Annotated in this window: 15 protein-coding genes; 5 read left to right on the top strand and 10 right to left on the bottom strand. The window is 62.8% G+C overall.

The genetic code is table 11. The features are described 5' to 3' along the window. Window positions 1-2: 2 nt before the first annotated feature. Window positions 3-1385: a precorrin-3B synthase gene (gene cobG / locus RCCGE510_RS06105; RefSeq protein ID WP_007628174.1), complete on the bottom strand. Its 1383-nt coding sequence runs from the start codon at window positions 1383-1385 to the stop codon at window positions 3-5. A gap of 71 nt (window positions 1386-1456) precedes the next feature. Continuing rightward, window positions 1457-2221: a precorrin-6A synthase (deacetylating) gene (gene cobF, locus RCCGE510_RS06110; protein ID WP_007628175.1), complete on the bottom strand. Its 765-nt coding sequence runs from the start codon at window positions 2219-2221 to the stop codon at window positions 1457-1459. 201 nt (window positions 2222-2422) lie between these two features. On the opposite strand from cobF, the gene repA reads away from it, so the two are divergent. The 4 genes from repA (at window position 2423) to RCCGE510_RS06130 (ending at window position 7396) form a co-directional block, all read left to right on the top strand. Beyond that, entirely contained in the window at window positions 2423-3619 is a 1197-nt protein-coding gene (repA, locus tag RCCGE510_RS06115) for a plasmid partitioning protein RepA (RefSeq protein WP_007628177.1), read from the top strand. Continuing rightward, complete coding sequence (gene repB, locus RCCGE510_RS06120; RefSeq protein WP_007628179.1) at window positions 3616-4611, top strand: plasmid partitioning protein RepB; 996 nt, start codon at window positions 3616-3618, stop codon at window positions 4609-4611. The genes repA and repB overlap by 4 nt, the downstream gene beginning before the upstream one ends. A gap of 153 nt (window positions 4612-4764) precedes the next feature. Next, the gene (gene repC, locus RCCGE510_RS06125; protein ID WP_007628181.1) at window positions 4765-5979 is read left to right on the top strand and encodes a plasmid replication protein RepC; all 1215 of its coding nucleotides are present in this window, start codon (window positions 4765-4767) and stop codon (window positions 5977-5979) included. Between the two features lie 283 nt (window positions 5980-6262). Further along, complete coding sequence (locus RCCGE510_RS06130) at window positions 6263-7396, top strand: RHE_PE00001 family protein (protein WP_007628182.1); 1134 nt, start codon at window positions 6263-6265, stop codon at window positions 7394-7396. Between the two features lie 118 nt (window positions 7397-7514). Here the strand turns inward: RCCGE510_RS06130 and RCCGE510_RS06135 are convergent, their stop codons facing one another. Genes RCCGE510_RS06135 through RCCGE510_RS06145 form a run of 3 tightly spaced genes read right to left on the bottom strand, consistent with a single transcriptional unit; the run spans window position 7515 to window position 9539 of the window. Then, window positions 7515-8225, bottom strand: coding sequence for a Bax inhibitor-1/YccA family protein (locus tag RCCGE510_RS06135; protein WP_007628183.1), 711 nt, complete (start codon window positions 8223-8225; stop codon window positions 7515-7517). A gap of 20 nt (window positions 8226-8245) precedes the next feature. Next, the gene (locus tag RCCGE510_RS06140; protein WP_007628184.1) at window positions 8246-9013 is read right to left on the bottom strand and encodes an anti-sigma factor; all 768 of its coding nucleotides are present in this window, start codon (window positions 9011-9013) and stop codon (window positions 8246-8248) included. Further along, window positions 9000-9539: a sigma-70 family RNA polymerase sigma factor gene (locus tag RCCGE510_RS06145; protein ID WP_007628185.1), complete on the bottom strand. Its 540-nt coding sequence runs from the start codon at window positions 9537-9539 to the stop codon at window positions 9000-9002. The genes RCCGE510_RS06140 and RCCGE510_RS06145 overlap by 14 nt, the downstream gene beginning before the upstream one ends. 187 nt (window positions 9540-9726) lie before the next feature. On the opposite strand from RCCGE510_RS06145, the gene RCCGE510_RS06150 reads away from it, so the two are divergent. Then, window positions 9727-10035, top strand: coding sequence for a hypothetical protein (locus tag RCCGE510_RS06150; protein ID WP_007628190.1), 309 nt, complete (start codon window positions 9727-9729; stop codon window positions 10033-10035). A gap of 27 nt (window positions 10036-10062) precedes the next feature. Here RCCGE510_RS06150 and cueR read toward each other — a convergent pair whose 3' ends face one another. The 5 genes from cueR to RCCGE510_RS06175 form a co-directional block, all read right to left on the bottom strand. Then, window positions 10063-10452 carry a Cu(I)-responsive transcriptional regulator gene (cueR, locus tag RCCGE510_RS06155; RefSeq protein ID WP_007628192.1) on the bottom strand — a complete coding sequence of 130 codons (390 nt, stop codon included), beginning with the start codon at window positions 10450-10452 and terminating at the stop codon, window positions 10063-10065. Between the two features lie 9 nt (window positions 10453-10461). Further along, entirely contained in the window at window positions 10462-12990 is a 2529-nt protein-coding gene (locus RCCGE510_RS06160; protein ID WP_192815282.1) for a heavy metal translocating P-type ATPase, read from the bottom strand. Window positions 12991-13123: 133 nt separating this feature from the next. Then, window positions 13124-15733 carry a malto-oligosyltrehalose synthase gene (treY, locus tag RCCGE510_RS06165; protein WP_007628197.1) on the bottom strand — a complete coding sequence of 870 codons (2610 nt, stop codon included), beginning with the start codon at window positions 15731-15733 and terminating at the stop codon, window positions 13124-13126. 58 nt (window positions 15734-15791) lie between these two features. Further along, the gene (gene pbpC / locus RCCGE510_RS06170; protein WP_007628198.1) at window positions 15792-17873 is read right to left on the bottom strand and encodes a penicillin-binding protein 1C; all 2082 of its coding nucleotides are present in this window, start codon (window positions 17871-17873) and stop codon (window positions 15792-15794) included. Further along, entirely contained in the window at window positions 17870-23338 is a 5469-nt protein-coding gene (locus RCCGE510_RS06175; protein WP_007628200.1) for an alpha-2-macroglobulin family protein, read from the bottom strand. The genes pbpC and RCCGE510_RS06175 overlap by 4 nt, the downstream gene beginning before the upstream one ends. Window positions 23339-23503: the final 165 nt, after the last annotated feature.

Raw genomic sequence — 23503 nt, forward strand, 5'->3', positions numbered from 1 at the left:
TCCTATTCCTGTCGCAGCGCCTTCGAAACGCCGGTTGCGCCAAGCCGTTTAAGGCAGGCGGCAGCCGATTCGCCAGCGCCTTTGTTGTCTTCTATGGACCGGGCGAGCCTCTCTATAGCGAAATCGATCCGACCGCCAGCGATCCGTTGGTCCGGCCGATCCGCCGCCAACCCGTTGACGATGAGGTCGTAACCTTCAGCCGAACCCGTCAGGGTCAGCGCCGGCCGTGTATGTGCGCAGCCCTTGGCACAGCCGGAAAGGTGCAGCGTCAGCGAACTGTCAAAAAGGGCAGGTGCTGCGGCCATGATGCGGCGCGCCAGAGTTCTTGTCTCGTAGAAGGCGGAGCCGCAGGCGCCGGCCCCGGCACAGACGGCGATGTGCTCGCTGTTTTCTCCGGGCTGCGCGCTGATGCCATATTTGGCTGCGGCGATCTGCATAGCCGGCACTCTATCTGCGGGAAGATCGATGAAAAGGAAGCCGCGCCCGGGCGCCAGCCGGATGGCTGTCGCGCCGTGGGCGTCGGCGAGGTCGAGCAGGGCTGTCAGGTCGGACGCTCGCATCTGTCCGAATTCCGGCCTGACGCCGAGTACGGTTTTGCCGTCCGCAAGCCGATGCAGGCCAGAAAGCGGCATGCTTGCTGCGCGTAACGGAATGAGGCGAATGTTATCCACAGCCGGAAAACGCGCTCGTAGACGCGCCGGATCGATATCCCGTGCCCGGCTGCCCTGCCCGAGGGCTACGAGCAGGCTCAGAACCTCGCCGACGGCTGATACCGCCGCCTCGGCTGGACCAGCGGCCACCGGCATTGCAGTTTCGCCATCGCCATTGATCGCGACAAGCCAATCGGCGTCGGATTGCGCGACGATGCGGATATCGGCGGAAAGTGCCGACAGCCCGAATGCTCCACCGCCGTCGACGACGATCGACAGTTTTGGCGCGAGCCGCGGCGAGGCGATGAGATCGTGAAGCGTGTGGCGCAACGCCGTTTCCATTGCTGCCGGATCGTTTTTCTCTTGCGGGTCGATACCATGCAGCGGCGAGATCTCGATCGCCGGCCCGTCCGGAACGGTGATCCCGGCGGCGTCGATATCGGAGGCGAGTTGTCCGACGGTTTCGGCCCGCAGTCCGCGGATCTGCAGATTGCCGCGCGCGGTGATTTCCAGAATGCCGTTTCCATGCGCTGCGGCTGAGCGAGCTAGGGCATTAAATTGCGCCAGCGTCAGCGCGCCGCCGGCCGGTCGCAGCCGCACCAGCAGACCGTCGCCGGTCGACATTGGGGCGGCCAAAGCGGGGCAGGCGCCGCGCCTGCGCATCGCCACGGCCTCGCGGCCGTGCAGATCCGCCTCGCCTGCCCTGTCGATCCTCGTTGCCGCCTCATTGCTCATTGGTTATCCTCTGACCATTTCTTACATGATCGCAGCCGGCGCGGCAAAACATGTGGAAAAGGTCCGGCCAGTTATTCCTCGAAATCCTGTCCCTTGCGCAGCAGATAGATATCCATGATCCAGCCGTGTCTTTGCCTGGCCTCGGCGCGGAGTGCCAGAATGTCGGCGGCGATATCCCCAAGCCGTCCCGATCGGACGATCTCGTCCTTGGTGCCGAGATAGGCGCCCCAGAAGATTTCGGCATCGGGATCGTCGATCTTCGCAAAGGCCTGTTCGCCGTCGAGCATGACGATCGTGCTGTCGGCCAAAAGCCCGTCCCGCGCCAGTCTGCGCCCTGTGGTGATTTCGATCGGTTTGCCGACGAGGTTGATCGGGATTTTGTGGCTGGCCGCCAAGGCCTGAATGCTGGTGATGCCGGGAATGACGCTGTAATCGAAATTCAGGCCGGCTTCCTGCTGGACGCGTTCGATGATGCGGATCGTGCTGTCGTAAAGACTGGGATCACCCCAGACCAGAAAGGCGCCGCTGCCATTATCGGCGAGGCCGGCGATCAACTCCCTATAGATGCGGGCGATCTCACCGTGCCAGGCGTCGACGCTTTGCGGATAGGTTTTTTCTGCCGTTTGCCTCTGCGGCATGACGAACTCGCAAATCCGGATCCCCGGTTGCGCAACATATCGTTCGCAGATCTCTCGCCGGACGTCGGCAAGCTCTTCCTTGGCCGCGCCCTTGAGCGGCAGGAAAATCACGTCGGCGGCATTCATCGCGTTGATTGCCTGTATGGTGACGTGCTCCGGATTGCCTGTGCCGATGCCGATGATATGGATGTGCTTCAAGCCGATAGTCCCCGTGAGTCCCGGCGGTCTTGCCGAAAAAGCCGGTGTTCCGCAAGGGCGGTGGCAAAGAGTTGGCCGCGGCCAACCGGGCCGGAATGGCTTCACGGGCCCTATTGTTGCTGCAAATTGCGAATCGTGTCACTTTCAATACGCTTTTTGACGCTATGTTGACGAAAAAGCGCATCGAAAAGGATTAGTGTTTTGGACAACATTAGCGTATCGACGACAGATGTGCGGATCGAGCGGCATGCGAACCAGCTTTCGCGGCAACTGAAGCTGTTGCGCGAAAAGCTGTTTCCGCCGCTGTCGCAAAAAACGCTGCGCACATTTTCCTCCGGCGAGGCCGCTCAGATGATCGGCGTCTCGGACGGCTATCTTCGCCAGCTTTCGCTGGATGGCAAGGGGCCGCAGCCGGAACTTTCCCAGAATGGCCGGCGCTCCTATACGCTCGGCCAGATCAATGAATTGCGTCATTATATGGCAAAGCTGAAGCCGAAGGATGCGCTGTCCTATCTTCCCTGGCGGCGTCCTGGCGAGAAGCTGCAGACGGTTGCCGTCACCAATTTCAAGGGCGGCTCGGCCAAGACCACGACCACGCTTTATCTGGCCCAGTATCTGGCGCTGGCAGGTTATCGGGTGCTGGCAATCGATCTCGATCCGCAGGCCTCACTCTCGTCCATGCTCGGCGTGCAGCCCGAATTTGATCTTTCCGATGGTGATACGCTTTATGGCGCAATTCGCTACGATGCCGATCGCAGGCCGCTGAAGGACATTGTCCGCAAGACTTATTTCGATGGTCTCGATCTGGTGCCGGGCAATCTTGAATTGATGGAATTCGAGCATGAGACGCCGCGGGCGCTCAGTGACCGCCAGCGGCCGGGCGAGCTGTTCTTCCGCCGCGTCGGCATGGCGATTGCCGAGGTCGAGGCCGATTACGATGTCGTGGTGATCGATTGCCCGCCGCAGCTCGGTTACCTGACGCTCGGCGCCGTCTGCGCCGCCACATCGCTGCTTATCACAATCCATCCACAGATGGTCGATGTCGCCTCCATGTCGCAATTCCTGTTGATGACCTCGGATCTGCTCTCGGTCGTGCGCAAGGCCGGCGGCGATCTGCAGCACGATTTCATCAAATATGTCGTCACCCGTCACGAACCCTTCGATGCCCCGCAGTCGCAGATCGTCGCGCTGCTGCGCAGCCTGTTCAGCGATGACGTGTTGACGGCGACCATTCTCAAATCGACGGCGATTGCCGATGCCGGCCTGACCAAGCAGACTCTCTTTGAGATCGAGAAGGGGCAGGTGCGCCGCTCGACCTATGATCGGGCGCTGGAATCGGTCAATGCCGCCAACGGCGAAGTTCTCGCCGGTATTCACAAAGCCTGGGGCCGCACATGAGCAGACGCGATCGCCTGAAAGGTCTTTTCGACGATACGGCGCAGGAGTTGGCCGCGGCCAACTACGAGGAAACGTCTTTGCGTGGATCGGCCGGTCCGGTTCGGACGATGGCGTTGACGCTTGGACGCATGGAGGAAGAGAGCAGGGCGATGCAGGAGGCTTTGCTCTCTGGTGAACGCATCGTCGAGCTCGATCCTGACCTGATCGATTCCTCCTTCGTCCGTGATCGCCTTGCTGATCAGCCGCTCGATATAGAGGACGAGCTGGTGCAGTCGATTGCCGAAAACGGCCAGGAAGTGCCGGTTCTTGTTCGCCGCCACCCCGATGACGACGAGCGCTATCAGATCGCTTACGGTCACCGCCGCCTGCAGGCCGTCAAGCTGCTGGGGCGCAAGGTACAGGCGATCGTCCGTAAGCTCGACGATACCGATGTTGTGATCGCCCAAGGCATCGAGAATTCGGCGCGCCGGAATCTCTCCTATATCGAGCGGGCTGTCTTTGCCCTCAATCTCGAGATCAAAGGGTTCGAGCGCCCCGTCATCATGAAGGCGCTGTCGACCGACAAGACCGAGCTATCGAAGCTGATATCCGTCGCCAAGGCGATCCCGGCCGACATCGTCAGGTCGGTCGGCGCTGCACCCGGTATCGGGCGTCGTAAATGGATGGCGCTTGCCCAGGACTGGAACGGGATGACAGCGGCGCGGCTTGCCAAACTTATCGATTCGCAACGGTTCACGGCGGAAGAGAGCGACCGTCGCTTCGAGCTTTTGGTTGCCGAGCTCGCCAGGAAAGAGGCGAAGCCCGAACCCACGGAATATGACTGGAAGCCGAAGAGCGGCGGCAAGATTGCCGGCCGAATCAAGAGCGCCGGCAATTCCTTCACGATCGCGTTGAAAACCGGCGATGCGCCGGATTTCGGCGCTTACATTTCACGTCGTCTCGATGAGCTTTACGAAGCCTATCGGGCCGGCAGGTTGCAAGCAGGAGAGTAGGCCGCAAAAGAAAAAGCCTCCGAACGTTGCCGTCGCGGAAGCCTTTCTCATATCTGGACAATCTGAGAATCGCACTTCCTCGAATCGCTGTCAAGCATCTTCGGCATCCTTTTGGATGGTAGATTTCTTTTGCCTTGAGAAAAGGTGAGGGACATGGAGCCTCAATATGTATCGACGCCCTTTGGGCGGCGATCGATGACGCTTGGCATGCTGGCAAGCCAGGAGAATGCCAGCAAGGTCGATCCGGACGCATCGGTCGACAAGTGGAAGATCTTTCGCGCGCTCTGCGAAGCAAAGGATATGGTCGGCGTATCGGACCGGGCGCTCGCTGTTCTCAACGCGCTGCTGACCTTTTATCCGAAGAACGAGATTGCCGAGGCCAACGGCTTCGTCGTCTTTCCGTCAAACGAGCAGTTGTCGCTGCGCACGCATGGCATGGCCGGCACGACGCTGCGGCGGAACCTGGCGATGCTGGTGGAGGCCGGCCTGATTACCCGGCGGGATAGCCCGAACGGCAAACGTTTTGCCCGTCGTAACGGCGAGGGCGGGCTTGGAGAGGCCTTCGGTTTCAGCCTGGCGCCGCTCCTGGTGCGCGCTGGCGAAATCGAGGCACAGGCGGCCCAGGTGTTGGCCGGCAAGCTCGAATGGAAGCGTCTGCGGGAGCGTCTGACACTTTGCCGGCGGGACATCGCCAAACTCATCGAGATCGCGCTGGAAGAGGAAATTGCCGGCGAATGGATCGAGATGCAGAAGCATTTCAATCTTCTTTCGACAAGCCTGCCGCGGCGCCCATCGGCCGCCGAATTGGAAAGCCTGCTGACCGACCTCGATGCGTTCCGCGAGATGATCATCAAGACTCTGGAATTGAAGACGAAATCACAAAAAACAGACGCCAATGATGGCCAGAACGGTCGGCACATACATAATTCAAACCCACACCCCTCATCTGAACTTGAACCAAGCTTCGAACCGAAGCAGGACGCAAAGCCGGAGGAAGAACCGCAGCCGTGGCGGGAGCCGCCAAAATCCTTCCCACTTGCCATGGTGCTGCAGGCCTGCCCGGAGATCGTCGCTTATGGGCCAGGCGGTGGGATCGGCAGTTGGCGGGATCTGATGGCCGCTGCCGTCATCGTCCGCTCGACGCTCGGCGTCAGCCCCAGCGCCTATCAGCTGGCCTGTGAGGTCATGGGACCGGAAAACGCCGCCACGGTGATCGCCTGCATCCTGGAAAGGGGCGGACATATCAACTCGGCCGGCGGCTATCTCAGAGACCTGACGCGGCGGGCGGAGCGCGGCGAATTCTCGCTCGGGCCGATGCTGATGGCGCTGATGCGGGCAAATGGTCCGGCAGCGAGGAAAACCGGATGAACGGGGCTGAAAACGTTTCGCGCCAGCTGCGACCGCCAAAGGATGTCGCGCAAAAGTGTGCAGCGGTTTTGCGGCAACGACATGCGCAAAAGCAAAGAGCTAAAGCGCGAGGAGCGAATCTGAAGGATCGCGATGCGCTTTAGAAGGGAATGCGGCCGGCCGCCCGGGCAAACTCGACCGCTTTCCTACTGGCTTTTGTTGAAAAGTGCCGTTAACCATGACATAGATGGCGGAAGGAAACATAGCTTTTGCTTCCATTTGTGAAAAACCGTAAAGCTTAACAATGCGCTACGATATCGACGGTGTAATGCTTCAAACCCTGCTTCCGTCCCTTGCTGCGGCCGAGGACACGGTGGCACGCCTGGACGAGCGGGTGTTGCGCGCGCCGGTCGGTGAGGGCTTTGCCGAACGCAGCCATTTCTTCGATGCCGCCGGCGCGCTCTGGGTGGCCGGCGAACTCGTGCATGTCGAGGATCTGGTTTTGCACGATGCGCATATGGATAGCCGGGCACCCAGCCACGAGCTGACGATCGCTCACTCGGTGCTGCGGGCCCGCCGGCGCATATGGACCGGCGAACCGGCCTGGGCGCTGGGAGCTGCGGGACTTGCGACGCTGACCGCGACGCTCGGGGAAGGGGAGGGGAAAGTGCCGGAGGTAAACAGCCTTGCCGTTCCGCTCGAGACGGAGGAAGAAGGCGGCGATGAGGACGAGCCGCTCGCCGCCGAGCTGGCCGAGATCGATGCTCTTCTTGCCCGCTCGCAGAAGCTGCTCGACATCCACACAGGCAAAGCGCCGGCAAGCGAGACGGCCGCCGCCGCACCGGCGAGGCGCAATGACGATCCTCTCGGCTTGCTGGGTGATGACGAGTGGGACGAGGAACAGCGGCTTGCGGAGTGGCGGAGCGTACAGCCATTGGCCGATAGCTTGCCGCCGGTTCTCGGCGCCATCATCCTTTTCGAAGCCTGGGAAAGGATAGAGCCATTGCGGCGTCAGCACTGGCTCGGCGGTCTTCTGGTCGCCAGCCATCTGCGCGCCCGCGGCAAGGTCACCTCACATCTCTTCTCCTTTTACGGTGGGCTGAAGCTGGTGCGCCATGAACGGCGCCGGGCGCGCGACCGGGCCACGCGGCTGCAGGCCTTCCTGGAGGCGATGCATCTCGGTGCTGCGGCCGGGCTGAAGGAACTTGACCGGTTGTCGCTTGCCCGCACACAGATGGAGCTGCGCTTTCGCGGCCGCCGTTCGAACAGCAGCCTGCCGGATCTTGCCGACTTCATCCTGTCGCGGCCAATGGTCTCGGCGGCGATGGTTGCCCGCCATCTGCGCATCACGCCACGCGGCGCGCTGAACCTCGTCAACGAGATCGGCATTCGCGAAATTACCGGCCGCGGCCGCTACCGCGCTTGGGGTATCATCTGAAAATAAGAACGGCCGGAGTGACCCGGCCTTTTTTTTGAGTGAACACCCGGTCTGCCATCCTGTCACAGAGTGCAGACCGGGCGTTCTTGCGCTTCCTTTGCCCCCAGAAGCGCGATCCCTATTCCCGCTCGCCCGTGAAGTTGAGCAGAAGCTGGAAGATGTTGACGAAGTTCAGGTAGAGCGAGAGTGCGCCGAAGACGGCAAGCTTCTGGTTCGATTCCTGATCGAAGTTTTCCGAATATTGTTCCTTGATATTCTGCGTGTCGTAGGCGGTGAGGCCGACGAAGACGACGATACCGATCACCGAGATGGCGAACTGCAGCGCGCTCGACCCCAGGAATATGTTGACGACGCTGGCGATGATAACGCCGAACAGGCCCATCATCAGGAACGAGCCCATGCGCGACAGGTCACGCTTGGTCGCATAGCCGTAAAGGCTGGTGGCGCCGAACATCGTGGCGGTGATGAAGAAGGTCCGCGCAATGCTCATCCCGGTGAACACCAGGAAGACGGAGGCGAGCGACAGGCCCATCACGGCGCAGAAGGCCCAGAAGGTGATCTGCGCGGTGCTGGCCGACATCGTTTGGATGCGGAACGAGAAGAAGAACACGAAAGCGAGCGGTCCCAGCATCACCACCCACTTCAGCGGCGAGCCGAAGATCGGCACGTAAAGAGCCGGCGTCGAGCCGACGACGAAGGCGACGAGGCCGGTTATGACGAGGCCGAGAGACATGTAATTGTAGACGCGCAGCATATGCTGGCGCAGGCCTTCGTCGAAGACGGCCTGGGTGCCGGCCACGGCACCGTAGCGGGGATTGATCGGGTTCATGCTGATCTCCTCGGTTTGAACTAATAGAGCGAGCGGGCGAGCCGTTCGGCCGCCTGATCGAGATTGAGACCGCTTTCGTCGGCAATCAGCGCATAGGCGACCTCGCCGATCTGCCAATAGGCGGCTTCTGCTTTTTCCAGTGCGAGATGACTGACCGGCTTGACCTCGAAGGCGCCAGGACGGACGGCGAAAAGCGATAACCGTTTTCCATCCGACTGCTCGATCGCCATCTCGACGCTGGGGCCGAATTCGGACGGGAAGATCTGCACGTCGGCGACCTTCCAGTCCTTCGGCAGTTCAGGCATCACGATCGCGGTGGCGGCGCGAATATCGTCAGCGCTATAGGTTGCGGGCGTCTGCGCAGGCATCGATTGGCGCAGTGCCGCGGTCTGATAGGCGCGCACAGCATCCTCGACATAGGCGGGCGCGGGAACGGAGGCCGATACCTCGGTTGCCGAGAAAGCGCCGAAGGAATTGTGCGCCACCCAGCCGGCGGTCACCAGAATACCGACAGCGGCAATGCGCTGCATGGAATGAACGATGCGGCCATAGGAAAGACCTCGTTCCAGCCGGCGGGCGGCATCGCGGGTCTCGGGGCGGCCGAAGGCACTTTCGCCGGCAAGCGCCAAGCGCAGCTCGCCCTTGACGCTGAGGTCGGCCATGACCTTGGCGGCAATCGCCGGGTGGTCGGAAAGATAGGATTCTACCTGGATGCGGCGGGCGACATCGAGCTCGCCATCCACATAGGCGTCGAGATCGGCATCGAGGATCGGATCAATTGCTTTCATTGCCGTCCCCTCCGATGATTCTCAGATGCGAAACACGCGGCGTCTTCTCCTCGAATTCGCGCAGTTGCGCACGGGCGCGGGAGATGCGCGACATCAGCGTCCCCACCGGAATGCCGAGCGCATTGGCGGCTTCCTGGTAGGACAAGTCCTCGATCGCAACGAGATGCAGGGCCTCGCGCTGCTCCTCCGGCAGGTTGAAGAAGGCGTTGCGGACCTGCTGCAGGCGTACGGCATGTTCCTGGCCGGCCGGCAGCGACTGCTCGGCTTCGACAGCCGCCTCGTCGTGGCGGCGCGTCAGCGACCGGTTCTGGCGCAGACGGTCGATATGAGCATTGTGCAGGATGGAGAGCAGCCAGGTGCGCAGGTTGCCGCCGCTGCGGAAGCTTTTCTTCTTCTCCAGCGCCCGCACCAGCGCATCATGCACCAGATCCTCCGCCTCGTCCGAATTGCGCACCAGCGAGCGTGCGTAGCGCCTGAGCGCGGCAAGCTGTCCGATGACGTCGAAGGGGCGTTCTTTGCGTTCCATGATTGAGTATACGTTAGCGTGACGAATTTTATTCCCGGCGGAGTCAAAAAATGATCAGGGCCGATGGCCGTTGCCGGATAATCGTCAAACTTTCCTTCTCCGGCGCACAGGCGTCTCAAATCCGCGATTGTTTATGACAATTACATGACAGATCATGATGCCACTGATTTGCAGGGGAAAATCAAGAATGAAGGAAAAGAAGCGGGTCTACGAAGCTCTCGTAGACGGCGCCATGGAAGGGCTGTCGGATCAGGCGCTCTATGATTTCGTCAAGGCGCGTTGTCCAAACGCTACCAGCAAGAAGATCGTCCGGGCGTCGCTTCTCGCCCTGATCGATCCTCATCTCAGGGACCGCAATATTCTCGACGTGATCTATGCGCTTGCGATCAAGCATCGGTTGGATGACGGCGTGCTGGATGACGGCGAAGACGAGGAGCCCGACGAGCGGGCTCAATCCGCGCAGGCGGCCAACCAGAACATGCCGCAGCTTTACTGAAGCGCTGCGCCTGCTTCTTCCGAAAGGTCAGCCGCCGTCCGAAAGCCCTTCGAGGATCGGACAGTCCGGCCGTTCATTGCCATGGCAGGCATGCACGAGCTGCTCCAGCGTGCGGCGCAGATCCGAGAGATCACGGATTTTGCGGTCGATCTCGGCAAGCTTGCTCTCAGCGATATCCTTGACGTCGGCACTCGCCCGGCTTTTGTCCTCGTAGAGCGCCAGCAATTGACGACATTCCTCGACGGAAAAGCCGAGACCGCGCGAGCGCTGCAGGAAGCGCAGCTTGTGAACGTCGGTCGCGGCATAGTCGCGGTAACCGTTTCCGCCCCTTTCGGGGCGGATGAGGCCGATATCCTCGTAGTAGCGGATAGTCTTCGAAGGCAGGCCTGATCGTTCCGATGCTTCGCCGATATTCATCGTCATCTCCTATAATTTTGCAAAGCGCAGTCTCAGCGCATTTGCAATCACCGAGACGGACGAGAGGCTCATCGCCGCTGCCGCGATCATCGGCGACAGCAACAGCCCGAAGATCGGGTAGAGCACGCCGGCTGCGACCGGCACGCCGAGCGCATTATAGCCGAAGGCGAAGCCGAGATTCTGGCGGATATTACGCATCGTCGCCACCGCCAGCCGCCGCGCCCTGACGATGCCGGTGAGATCGCCCTTTACCAGGGTGATGCCGGCGCTTTCCATTGCAACGTCGGCGCCGGTGCCCATGGCGATGCCGACATCGGCGGCAGCAAGCGCCGGCGCGTCATTGACGCCGTCGCCGGCCATGGCGATGACCGCGCCTTTGGCGCGCAGTTCGTCGATCAGGGCGCTTTTGCCTTCCGGCAACATATCGGCGCGAACCTCGTCGATGCCGAGGCTTTTTGCCACCGCACGCGCCGTGCGCTCATTGTCGCCCGTCGCCATGATGATCTTCAGGCCGCTGTCATGCAGCGCCTTGATGGCGGCGGCCGTCGTCGGCTTGATCCGGTCGGCAACGGCGACGAGACCGGCAAGCACGCCGTCGAAGACGACGAACATCACCGTTTTGCCCTCGCCGCGCAGGACTTCGGTCTTCTCGGCAAGGGCAGAATGATCGATGCCGAGATCGGCGAGCATCGCTGCATTGCCGAGCGCGATCATCGTGCCGCCGGCAAGACCCTGAACGCCCTTGCCGGTCTTTGCCTCGAAACCTGTGACCTCGATGAAAGGGACGCCGCGCTCTTCGGCGCCGGAAACGATCGCGTCGGCCAGCGGATGCTCGGAGCCGCGTTCCAGGCTCGCCGCCAGCGACAGCAGCCGGTTTTCGTCGACGCTGCCGAAGGCGACGATGTCGGTAAGCTTCGGCTTTCCCTCAGTCAGTGTACCGGTCTTGTCGACGATCAGCGTATCGACCTTGGAAAAACGCTCCAGCGCTTCGGCGTCCTTGATCAGCACGCCTTCGCCTGCGCCGCGCCCCGTCGCGATCATGATCGACATCGGCGTCGCAAGACCGAGCGCGCAAGGGCAGGCGATAATCAGAACAGCGACGGCGGCAAGCAGGCCATTGGCCAGGCTTGGCTCCGGCCCGATTGCTGCCCAGACGATAAAGGCAAGGATAGCCGCGGCAACGACCGCCGGCACGAAGAAGGCCGACACCCGGTCGACAGCACCCTGGATCGGCGCGCGCGAGCGTTGCGCCTTGGCGACCATGTCGACGATGCGCGACAGGACCATGTCGGCGCCGACTTTCTCGGCCGACATGACGAGAGAGCCGTTTTTGTTGATCGTGCCGCCGGTTAGCGCATCGCCTTTCGATTTCTCGATCGGCAAGGGTTCGCCTGATATCATCGATTCGTCGACGGTCGACTGGCCCTCCAGGACAGGCCCGTCCACCGGCACACGTTCGCCCGGGCGAACGCGCAGCCAGTCGCCGGTCTCGATCTCGTCAACCGGCACGTCGCTCTCGCCGCCATCGGCATCGATGCGCCGCGCCGTCTTCGGCGCAAGGTCGAGCAAAGCGCGGATCGCCGAGCCAGTGCGTTCGCGTGCTTTCAGTTCCAGCACCTGGCCGACGAAAACGAGGGCGACGATGACGGCGGCTGCCTCGAAATAGACGGGCACCGCTGCGCCATGGCCGTGGAAACTCATCGGAAAGATGCCGGGTGCAAGCGTGGCGACGAGGCTGTAGAGATAGGCGGTGCCGACGCCGAGACCGATCAGCGTCCACATGTTCGGGCTGCGGTTGACGAGCGAGGCCCATGCGCGGCGGAAAAACGGCAGGGCCGCCCAAAGCACCACCGGCGTTGCCAGCATCAGTTCGATATAGGTCGCCTGCGGCTCGCCGATCGTTTCCCGGAGCGGCAGGCCGAGCATCGGACCCATGCCGAGGGCGAGCAGCGGCACGGCAAGGATGGCGCTCACCCAAAGCCGTCTGACGAAATCGACAAGTTCCGGATTCGGACCTTCGTCATCAGGCGGAACGCCTGCCGGCTCCAGCGCCATACCGCATTTCGGGCAGTCGCCGGGGCGGTCGCTGACCACCTCCGGATGCATCGGGCAGGTATAAAGCGTGCCTTTCGGCGCCGGCTTTGCCGGAGGGCGTTTGCCGTCGCGATAGGCTGAGGGATTGGCTTCGAACTTTGTCCGGCAGCCGGACGAGCAGAAATAAAATTTCTCGCCCTCGACTTTCAGAAAATGCTTCGCCGTCGACCGATCGACATTCATGCCACAGACAGGGTCTTTCGCGGTCAGATAATCCTGCGGCGCAGCCGTAAACTTCGTCCGGCAGCCCTCCGAGCAGAAATGATAAAGGCGGCCCACATGATCGAACGAAGGCTTGCCGGCCTGCGGATCGACGGTCATGCCGCAGACGGGATCACGGATCACCATCTCGGCGGCCTTCTCTTGATGATCATGGCCGCAACAGTTGTGACCGTCGCTATGGGCGTGGCCGTGATGGTGGTCGTGTTTGATATTCATATCCATCTCCTATGCCGGAGGGCAGTTGGAGAGGCTTATCCACCTTCCAGCAACTGGAAGGTCAAGGGCTAATTTTGGGGAGTCGATTTTTTAAGAGGCCGCTGCCGTCTTCTATTGCGCAAAAGGCATCACCCGATCCTCAGATCGGGCTGATCAGCCCGACCGGCTGGCTGCCGAGCAGGGCGGCGACCGAAATGCTGCCGCCGGGTTCGATCGTCTTTCCAGTCACCAGATCGGCCTTCAGTCCGTGAAGAGGGGAGGGGATGGCGATCGCGGTATCCTCCCAAAATTCCGGGCCGGCAAACAGCACGCCCGGATCGAGCCAGCCGAACATCAGCCGCGGTGCGGCGACGATCGCGAAATCGCTGGCATGCACCCGGGCAAAAGCCAGCACATGATCGCGCCGGCTGCCCGTCACCTTCAGCGGCAGATAGTCGCCTCTTATAAAGAGGTCCGAGTGCCGCTGGCGAAGCTGCAGGCCGATCCCGACGATGCGCTGCTTCAACGCCGCCGCCTGAAGCTTGGCGATCGGTCCGGCCTCAGCCTGCCAGGCGGTCAGTCGTGCATGATCGACCAGGCGTCGGTTGTCGGGATCGACAAGACTGAAATCGAAGCCCTCCGTGCCCTGGTAGATGTCGGGAATGCCTGGCGCCGTCAGCTTGAGGAGCGTCTGCGACAGGCTGTTGAGGTAACCGGCTGCGATAAAGGGCTGCAGCACCCTTTGAAAATCCTCGAGGAAGGCGTCATTCTCGGGTGAAACCAGCGCCGCCGCAAAGGCCGTGACCGCATCTTCGTAAGCGGCATCCTGTTCCACCCAATCGGTATGGAGTTTCGCCTCGCGCACCGCCTTGACCGCGTAATCGGTGAAGCGCTCGCGAAGCTCTTCCGTCTGTCCTCTGTCGAAATCTTCCGGCCAGATGCCGGCCAGCGCCTGATAGAGCATCCATTCGATATTCGGCTCGGGTGCCGCGCCATCCGGCAAATCCTTCAACCACGGCCGGTTCATTTCACGCCAGCGCTCCACCGCCTGCACGAACACATCGGCGCCCTCGCTTAAGGCATAGAGCCTGGCGCGGGCATCCTCGCCGCGTTTGGTGTCGTGGGTGGCGGTTGCCGACAACCCGTGCGGCTGCAGCCGCGCCCGCTCGGCCATGCGACGGTGAAATCCCTCCGGACCGTCGGGTGCCTTACCGGGTTCGCCGCCGACCTCGTTTGCGGCAAGCAGCCTGTTATAGCGGTAGAACAGCGTATCCTCCGTCGCCTTCGCCATGACCGGCCCGCTCAATTGCTGGAAGCGGATGCGGAATTCGTGGGCGGCATCACCCTCGACCTTGCCTTCGAGAAGCTTGAGCACATGATCGAGGGCGCGCCGATCACCGAGCTTTACCATGGCTTGTGACGCGGTCGCGGCAAGGACGGCGGAATCCTGCCAGGTGAGCGGACCGCCGTCGCCATAGGTGCGATAAACGGGAAAGGCGATCAGCAGCTCGGTAAGCGCCGTGGCGATCTCGTCGCTGTTTATCTCGGGAAAGATGCCTGCGGCGATCGACACCAGCCGGCCGGTCTCGCCGGCGAAATTGCGCTCCACCATCAGGCGCTTGGCGAGCCGCCGGCCTGCCTCGAGATCACCCACCTCGCCTGCGACGCTGCGATAGGCATCGTCCAATCTGCGCAGGCCGCCGCCGTCGACGAACAGTTCGCTCAGCGCCGCGATGAATTCATAGCCGGTGGTGCCCGCGACCGGCCAGCTGTCCGGCAGGACCTCGGCGAGGCCGAGGATCTTTTCCACGACGATATAGGTATCCGGTCCGACGGCCTCCCGCAGCCGCTTGAGATAGGCTTTGGGTTCGGCTAGGCCGTCGACATGGTCGATGCGCAGGCCCTGCACCTGGCCGTGGCGAACCAGCTCGATCGTCAGCCGGTGCAGGTCCTCGAACACCGGGGGATTTTCGACGCGGGTGCCGACCAGTCCGGTCACCTCGAAAAAGCGGCGGTAGCTCAGATGCCGCGCCGCTTCCTTCCAATGGGTGAGCCGCCAATGCTGCTCGTCATGCAGCCTTTTGAGAAAATCGCGATCGGACGAGACCTCCTCAAGCTTTTGCCGGAGGACTGCGCGATCGCCGCCTTCGAAGAGGATGTCGTGCATGGCGCGGTTGAAGTTCTCGCCGGAGGTGACGGCCGCCGCCTCCGCCATTCTCGTTGCCACCGGATCGTCGAGCCGATTTGCGATCGTGCCGTAACAGCTGGGGTTCAGCGGCAACAGCGTCTCGAAGTAACCGAAGGCGAAGTTGCCATGCGTTTCGTCGAGGGTAACGCGCAGCTCGTCACCAGCGAGCGCCCGCTCGAAGTCCTGGCCGAGCTGCGGCAGGGTCAGCGGCTCGCTCCAGTCGACGTCGAAGTGGCCGGCATAGACGCTCTGTCGGCCAAATCCCAGCACGTCGCGCCACCAGCCGTTTTCCGGCGAAGCGGCCATGTGGTTCGGGACGATGTCGAGGATCAGCCCCATGCCCGCCGCGGCGAGGCTTTCCGTCAGGCGGTCAAATCCCGCGCGCCCGCCGAGCGCCGGGTCGATCTCGTTGGCGTCGGTGACGTCATAACCGTGGGTGGAGCCGCTGGCGGCGGTAAAGATCGGCGAGGCGTAGAGATGGCTGATGCCGAGCTTCTTAAGGTAGGGGACGAGGTCGCAAGCGCGATCGAAGGTCATGCCGTTGCGGAATTGTATCCGGTAGGTCGCTGTCGGGAGTGTCATGAGGCCGCTGACGTTGGAAAGAGATCGTTCCCAACGGTTGTGGCCGGCCTTTGTTCCCTCAGTCGATGAAAACGCCCACACTTGCGGCGCGTCCGGCCGAGTCGATGACGGTCAGTTTCGAGTAACCGCCGCCATCGGGCAGCCATTGCTGGGTGCGCCGGCGGGAGAGGTCGGGCAGTGGGGTGCCATTGGCAAGCCAGCGGAAGGGCGCGCGGCCGCCCTGCAGCTTCAGCATCAGCGGCGACAAGTCGCCTGCGCCGGCGCCGAGATCGATATGGGCGCCCTCGGGCGGATAGACGATCTGAGGCGCGGCCTCGCGGCCGGAGGCGACGAGCAGGCCGTTGGCATTAAGGGCGAAACGCCGCTGGCTGATCGGCAGCTCGGATTGGGCGATGCGCACGGCGCCGGCCGGCGGGCGGGGCAAGGGCGTCGTCGCGATACCGGACTTGGCGAAACCCTCAAACAGGATGGGTGCTGCGGTGCCATAGCCGGTCAGTCCCGGCACGGCGCTATTGTCAGGCCGTCCGACCCAGACGCCGAGCACATAACGCCCATCATAGCCGATCGACCAGGCGTCGCGATAACCGTAGCTGGTGCCGGTCTTGTAGGCGATGCCGCGTTGCGGCGCGCCGGCGGGGGGGATGACGCCGGAGAGAATATCGGCGACGTTCCAGACCGCGACCGGCTCCAAAAGCGGTTCGCCGTCGAGCTTGCCCGGTTCGCCGGTGATGCCGTCGCCGAGCCTTGCCGGCTGGCCGCGATTGGCAAGCGCGGTATAGAGCTGCACCAGATCCTTCAGCGTGATGCCGATGCCGCCAAGACCGATCGCCAGTCCGGGTGTTTCGTTCGGCGGCAGGACCGGGCGCACCTCGGCGCGGCGGAAGCGGACCAGCAGCCGCGACGGCCCGACGGCGTCGAGCAGCTTGACCGCCGGCACATTCAAGGAGAGTTGCAAGGCCTCGCGCACGGTGACGTCGCCCTGATAGCTCATGTCGAAATTGCGTGGCCGGTAGCCGAAGAAATCAGCCGGCCGGTCCTCGATGATCGTTTCCTGGGAGACGAGGCCCTGCTCGAAGGCAAGGCCGTAGATGAAGGGCTTCAGTGTCGAGCCCGGCGAGCGGTTGACGCGCGTCATGTCGATCCAGCCCGAGCGGCTGGCGTCGAAATAATCGGCCGAGCCGACCTCTCCGACGATCGCGCCCGTTTGCGCATCCGCCATCACCATGGCGAGCGAAAGCTTTGGCCCGAGCTTCATCGCCGCTGCCCGGGCGACCGATTCCAATCCCTGCTGCACCTGCTTCTTCAGCGTCGTCTGGTGCTTGAGGACATCAGGCTCCTTGCGAAGTGCGGCTTCAGCGACATGGGCGGCGAGCGCCGGCAATTGCATGCGCCGCGGCGGAATAACGACACCTTCTGCTCGTTCCGCCTCGCCGTCGCCGACGGCTTCGGCCACGGCGACGCGCTCAAGCACGCGCTTGCGCGCCTCTTGCGCCGCTTTCAGGTTGCGGTCCGGCCGACGCCGTTCGGGCAATTGCGGCAGGGCGACGAGCAAGGCCGCCTCGGCAACTGTCAGGCGGCGGGGCTCCTTGCCGAAATAGGCAAGGCTTGCGGCGCGTACACCCTCCAGATTGCCGCCATAGGGCGCATGGGTGAGATAAAGATCGAGGATCTGCTCTTTCGACAGCCGCCGCTCGATCTGCACGGCACGGGCGAGCTGCAGCAGTTTTGCCGAAAGCGAGCGTCCCGCCCGCGGCTCGATCAGCCGCGCCACCTGCATCGAAAGCGTCGAGGCGCCGGAAACGATGCGGCCGTTGCGGACGAATTGCGTGGCTGCCCGCCCGAGCGCCCAGGCGTCGATGCCATCGTGATGGTAGAAACGCTGGTCCTCATAGGCAATCAGCATGCGCAGGAATTGCGGATCGACGTCGGCAACTCCAGTCTTCAGCCGCCAACGGCCTTCCCTCGTTGCGAAGGCGCGCAGCAACTGCCCGTCGGCATCGAGCACCTCGGCGGAGACCACATCCGCTCTATCCAGCGGCGGCGGAAAAGCCTTGTCGGCCGCATCGAGCGCGAGGAGAGCCGCGCCGGCAAGAAGGATGCCGGCGGCGGACCCGATCGCAAACTTGTGCCACAGCCTCATTGTTGTGCTGCCACGACCTCCATCTTGCCGGTCGCCGTGCGGGCCGAAAGCTCCGGCCGATACATGTCCTCGACGCTTGCGGCCGGATGGTCGTAGGTGCCGGGGGTGACGGCGCGCACGACATAGGCGACGTTGAATTCGCGCTCGTCGCCCTGAGCGCGGTTGAAGGCGGCGACGAAGCGGTCGTAGCGGAATTCGGTATGGGCAGCAGAGATCTCGCCGATCCAGTCGAAATTCGTCATCTGGGCGCTGTCGACGAGGTTCGGATTGTCGATCTCGAAGCCGGCCGGCAGAAGGTCGGTGATGACAATGCGCGACGGCCAGTCATTGCTTTCGCGCACATGGATGACGACGACGTAGCGCTCGTTCTGCTTGGCTTCACTGACATTCGCCTCCTCGCCATCGAGCGTGTAATAGCTGCGCTCGATCAGGAAGCCGTCGCCGCCGGCCGGCAGCGGCACGGTCGGGGCGGCAACGGTGGTGACGACGGCCGAAACCGCGTCGTTCGTCTGGTTGGTGAGCGTCAGCGGGTGGTCGGCGAGCGCATCGCCGGTCATCCGGGCCATATAGGCGCCGGTATGGGCGGCGCCGTTGACGTCGACCTTCAACCCGTCGTCACCGCCCTGGATGGCGCGTGCGGCAAGCAGCATCCAGGTTTCTTCCTGGGTGCTCTTGTATTTGCTGCGCTGCCATTCCTTGGCGACGGCCTTGGCGAGTTCCGGGACGACGGGCGGCACCGGCCGGCTTTCGGCGGCGAGCGCCAGGATAGCCGCACCATCGCGCAGGATGGTGCCGTAGTCGGTGCGCGACAGGTTTACACGCGAGACCATCGTCTGCTCGGACATTTGCAGCGCGTCGAGGAAGATGTTCTTCGAACGCTGGGCATCGCCATAGAGCGCCAGGGCAGCGGCGATATGCGCCTTGGCAAGCGGCGTCGGGAAGTCGTTGATCATCGTATCGGCATAATAACGCAGATCGCTGATCGCCGCCTTCTTGTTGCGGGCAAGGACATAGATGGCATAGGCGATCTGGTCGCCCTGGCCCTTGATGTCGGTGGTGTAGGAGAGCGTGTTCTGCAGGTTTTCGAGCGCCTGCACGAAGGCCCGTTCCGGCACATCGTATTTCATTTCGCGGGCCCGCGTCAGGAAATCGGTGACGTAGGAATCGAGCCAGACATCGCCCGAATCCGGTCCCCAGAGCCCAAAACTGCCGGCCGAGGCCTGGTAGGAGAGCACGCGGTAGATTGCATCCTGGACGCGCTTGTGCACATCGGCGTCATTTTCGATGCCCGCCTGCTTCGCCACTTCGGCGAGGTAGAGCAGCGGCAGCGCCCGGCTGGTGATCTGCTCGGCGCAGCCCAAGGGATAGCGGTCGAGCGTCATCAGCAGGGCCGGAATGTCGAAGGCGGCCGAACGGGTGACGTTGACGCTGATCGAAGCACCGGGCAGCACGCTGTCGGCAAGCAGGTTCTTGTCGACGGTAAGCTTGGCCCCGGGCTTCAGCGCCAGCACCCTGCGTTCGGTGATCGGCAGGGATGATGGGCGCACCGGCACGTCGACGGTCTGGTCGAGCGAAAGGCCGGAGGCGTCGGAGAGGTTGATCGAGACGCTGCCGGCGCCCGGCTGTTTGCCGATGAGCGAGAGCGTCAGCTCGGATTTGGCGCCGGTCTCCAGGCGGATCGTCTGCGCGGCGGAAGCTTGGTCGATGCCGACCGCGTCATTGCCGGTCAGCTGCAGCTTGTAGTCGCCGGCCGGCGCATCGGTATTGGCGATGTCGAGGCGCAGATTGGCCTTGTCGCCGGGGGCGAGGAATTTCGGCAGGCTAGCGGTGACGACGACCGGATCGCGGATGATGACATCCTTGACGCCGTGGCCGACACCTGATTTCGACCAGGCAACCGCCATGACGCGCGCCGTGCCGTTGAATTGGGGAATGTCGAAGGAGACATTGGCCTTGCCTTCGGCGTCGAGCTTCACCGGGCCGGAGAAGAAGGCGACGAGCTTCTGCGTCGGCGGGCTTGCCTGCAGCGCAATGGCACCGCCGTCGCCACCGGTCCTGAGTTTGCCGGTCGCACCCAGCGAGCCGTCGATCAGCCGGCCATAGAGGTCGCGGATTTCAAGGCCGAGCTGCCGCTGGCCGAAATACCAGTCTTCCGGGTTTGGCGGTTCGTAGCGCGTCAGGTTGAGAATGCCGACATCGACGGCGGCAACCGTGACATAGGCATCCTCATTGGCGCCGGCGCCGGCCACCTGCAGGCCGATGTTCAACGGTCCGCGCGGCAGCATCTTTTCCGGCGTGTCGAGCTTGACCTGCAGCGCCCGCTGCTCGGGATCGACCTTCAGCCATTTGATGCCGATCGAACGCATCGGCATATGGCTGTCCTGGGCGTCGCCGGGGCGGAAGAGCGTGGCGGTCACATAAGCGCCGGCACCCCAGTCCGCGGTGACGGGAATGTCGACCTCGCCGCCGGTCTCGCCCATCGTCGCATTCTGCACGGCAACCAGCTTTTCGGTTCCGGCCATGACCATCAACTCGCCGCCATAGCGCGAGGTGACTTTCAGCTTGGCGGTGTCGCCGATCTTGTAGCTGTCCTTGTCGAGGGCGATTTCCAGCCCGTCGGGTGTTTCGGTCGAGGTCGAGGCCACGAACCAGCCGGCGTCGAATTCGACACTGGAGGTCGGGCCGTCGGCATCCGGGCTTTCGACTTCGAGGCGATAGCGGCCCAATTTCACCGGCACGGAGATCTTGCCGCCGTCCGTCGTCGCGTCGACGTTGCCATTGGCGATCTGCTCGGCGGTATAGACCGGCTCGTATTTCCATGCCGTTCCCTCGCGATACCATTGGTACTCGCGGTTGAGGCTATAGAATTTCCAGCGCAGGCCCTTGGTCTCCTGCCTCTCGCCGTCGGCATTGACGCCAATCACCGTGAAGTTGGCGATGGCGTTCTCAGGCAGATCGTCGGAAAATTCCGGCTTGATGCCGATTGAAGCGCCCTGGTTCTTCACCGGAATGGTCAGCGAACGCTCGATGGCGCGGCCGCCCGCCTCCTGCATGCTGATATAGACGGTGGCGTTGAGCAGCTGCGTCGTGGCCGGCAGCTCACTGACGGTGAGATCGGTCGAGGCTTGCCCGTTCTCGTCGAGTTCCGGCAGGCCGTCGATCGGCAGGCGCGAATCTTCGCTCGCCTCCTCGTCGGCGAGGCCGAAGAAGAAGCCCTTATAGGCGGCGCTCTCGCGTGTCGGCTTGACGACGACGCTGCCCTCGAGCGTCAGGCCGGCGGCCGGGGCGCCATAGAGATATTTGCCGGAAATATCAATCGTCGCCGGCATATCCGGGCCGATTTCCTTGGCCTCGGTCTTGATCTCCAGGTCGGTGCGATCCGGCACGAAATCGTCGACCAGGAAACTCTTGCTGGCGATCGCACTGCCCTTGGGATCGGTATAGATGTTCATCGTCCAGGTGCCGCGCATGGCGTTTTCCTGGGTGGGGAAATCGACGCTGTAACCGCCGAGATTGCTGGTCTGGCTGACGATCCGCCGGTCTTCGACGCCGTCGGGACGGCTGAAGATGAAGGTCAGCGGCAGGCTCTCGATGGCGTTGCCATCGGTGTCGCGGGCGAGCGCTTGCGCATGTACCGTTTCGCCGGCGCGATAGATGCCGCGTTCGGTGAAGGTCAAGACGTCGATCGCGCCGGGTGCGGCGCGGCCGGTCACGCCGCGGTCGGAGAGATCGAAGCCTGCCCGCGTCATGTCGAGGAAAACGTAGTCCGACGTGCCGTTCTTTGCGGTAATGACGGCGGGCGTCAGCGCCGCCGTGCCGCGGATCAGTCCGGCGGTGAAGGTGGCGCGGCCGTTCTCGTCGGTCGTCGCGGTGCCGAGCAGTTCATTGTTCTTGGCAAGCAGCTGCAGCTCGACGCCTGATATCGGCTTTGCCGAGGCGAGCGAACGGGTGAAGACGTTGAGCCCGTCGGTGCCGGCATAGGTGGTGATGCCGATATCGGAGACGAGGAACCATTGCGTCGCCTGCGAATCCCACTCCTGCGCCGGGCCGTTCGGGCCGGTTGCGGTCATCACGTAGATGCCGGGCTTGCGTTCGGGCAGCGCCTCATCGACCGGGAAGCTGGTGACGATGTCCTTGTTGAGTTCGTTGGCGATTTCGATGGAACCCTGCCAGATGAGTTCGCCGTTCTGATCCTCGATGTTCTGGGCGCTGTAGCCGTCGAGCTGGGTGAGGAACTGCGAGTTGGTCAGGAGCGGCGCGATGGCGCGATCGCCGATGCGATAGAGCTTGAGGTTGGCAGAGGTCATGTTGACCGAGACGAGCGGAATGCCGCGGCGCGCCGTCGAGGGCAGCACGAAGCTGTCGCCGGTGAAACGCACCATCTGGCTGCGGTCCTTGATATAGACGTCGATGCTGACCGGGGCTTCGAGCGCCTCGTCGACGGATGACGGCAGGCCGGTGCGGAAGCCGAGTTTATAGGTTTCGCCATGCGTCAGCCCTTCGACGCAGATCTGCTTGTCCTTCGTTTCGAGCGCCTTGGGCGCAGCACCGTTCAGCGTCACGAAGGGCGTATAGTCGGTGGTCTTGATGAGCGCCTCGGAGAAAGTGACGCAGGCGCGCGGCGTGGCGCTGTCGGCGTCGACCGTGTGTTCGGTGATGCGGAAGCCCTGCGTCGACTTCAGCTGCAGGTAGGCCGCCTGCACATCCTCGGAAGCAACCAGCGCCAGGCTCGCCTTGTAGGCGTCGAGCGCCGGGCGGTAATTGGCGTTTCGGTCCAGGGCGTCGGCGAGGATGGCGAGCGCCTCGGCGCGCTTAGGTTTGGTGCGCGTCAGTTCGTAGCCGTTCAGCGCGTCGAGCACGGCCTGGCCGCTCGTACCGCTCTCGGCCGTGCCGAGCGAAGCGGCGGCGCGGGCGGTTTCGAGCCACAGATCGGCGTCGTCGGGGGTGATCGACAGCGCGCCATGGAAGGACTTCAGCGCATCGGCCAGATTGTTGCCGGTGAGGTCGATGCGGGCATTGGCCGTCAGGCTGTCGGTGCCCTGGCCCTGCTGGTCGTCGGAAAGCGCCAGATTGTCCTTGAAGTCGCGGGCTTGCTGGATGAGGTCGTTCGTCAGGAAGGTCAGGCGCGGTGCAGCGCCGAGATCCTGCTCCTTCTGGGCTGATGTCTCGACGATCTTGCCGGCGATGGCGCCGGGGAAGGCGTTCATCGTCTTGAAATCGGATTTCAGGAAGCACCACTTCACCTTGGGATTGTAGGTGAAGGCCTTGCAGCTCTTATCGCCGATGCAGGAGGTCTTGCACTGATCGAGCGAGACATTCTGCTCGGTGCGAAGATCGAAGCCGAAGAAATCGGCGTCCTTGATCGTCTGGATGTCGCGCTTGGTCTCCGCAGCGGCGGCGGGAAAGCAGACGACCATGGTTGAAAACGCGATTGTCGCGAAAGCGAAAAACGAGCGCACGGACATAAAATTCCCCCCGGAAATGCTGGCTCTGACCGGCGGGCACTCTCCTCACTCCTCACAAGATTGTCAACTCAGGTTGCATGCTGTTTCATCTTCACACAGGCGCTTTCGTCTGCCTGTCACATCGGCGTGAGTGATCGGCTTGTGATTTGCGCCTTTTGCAAGGAT

Origin of the sequence: Rhizobium sp. CCGE 510, assembly GCF_000292525.1 — a bacterium.
In the GTDB taxonomy this organism is placed as follows: domain Bacteria; phylum Pseudomonadota; class Alphaproteobacteria; order Rhizobiales; family Rhizobiaceae; genus Rhizobium.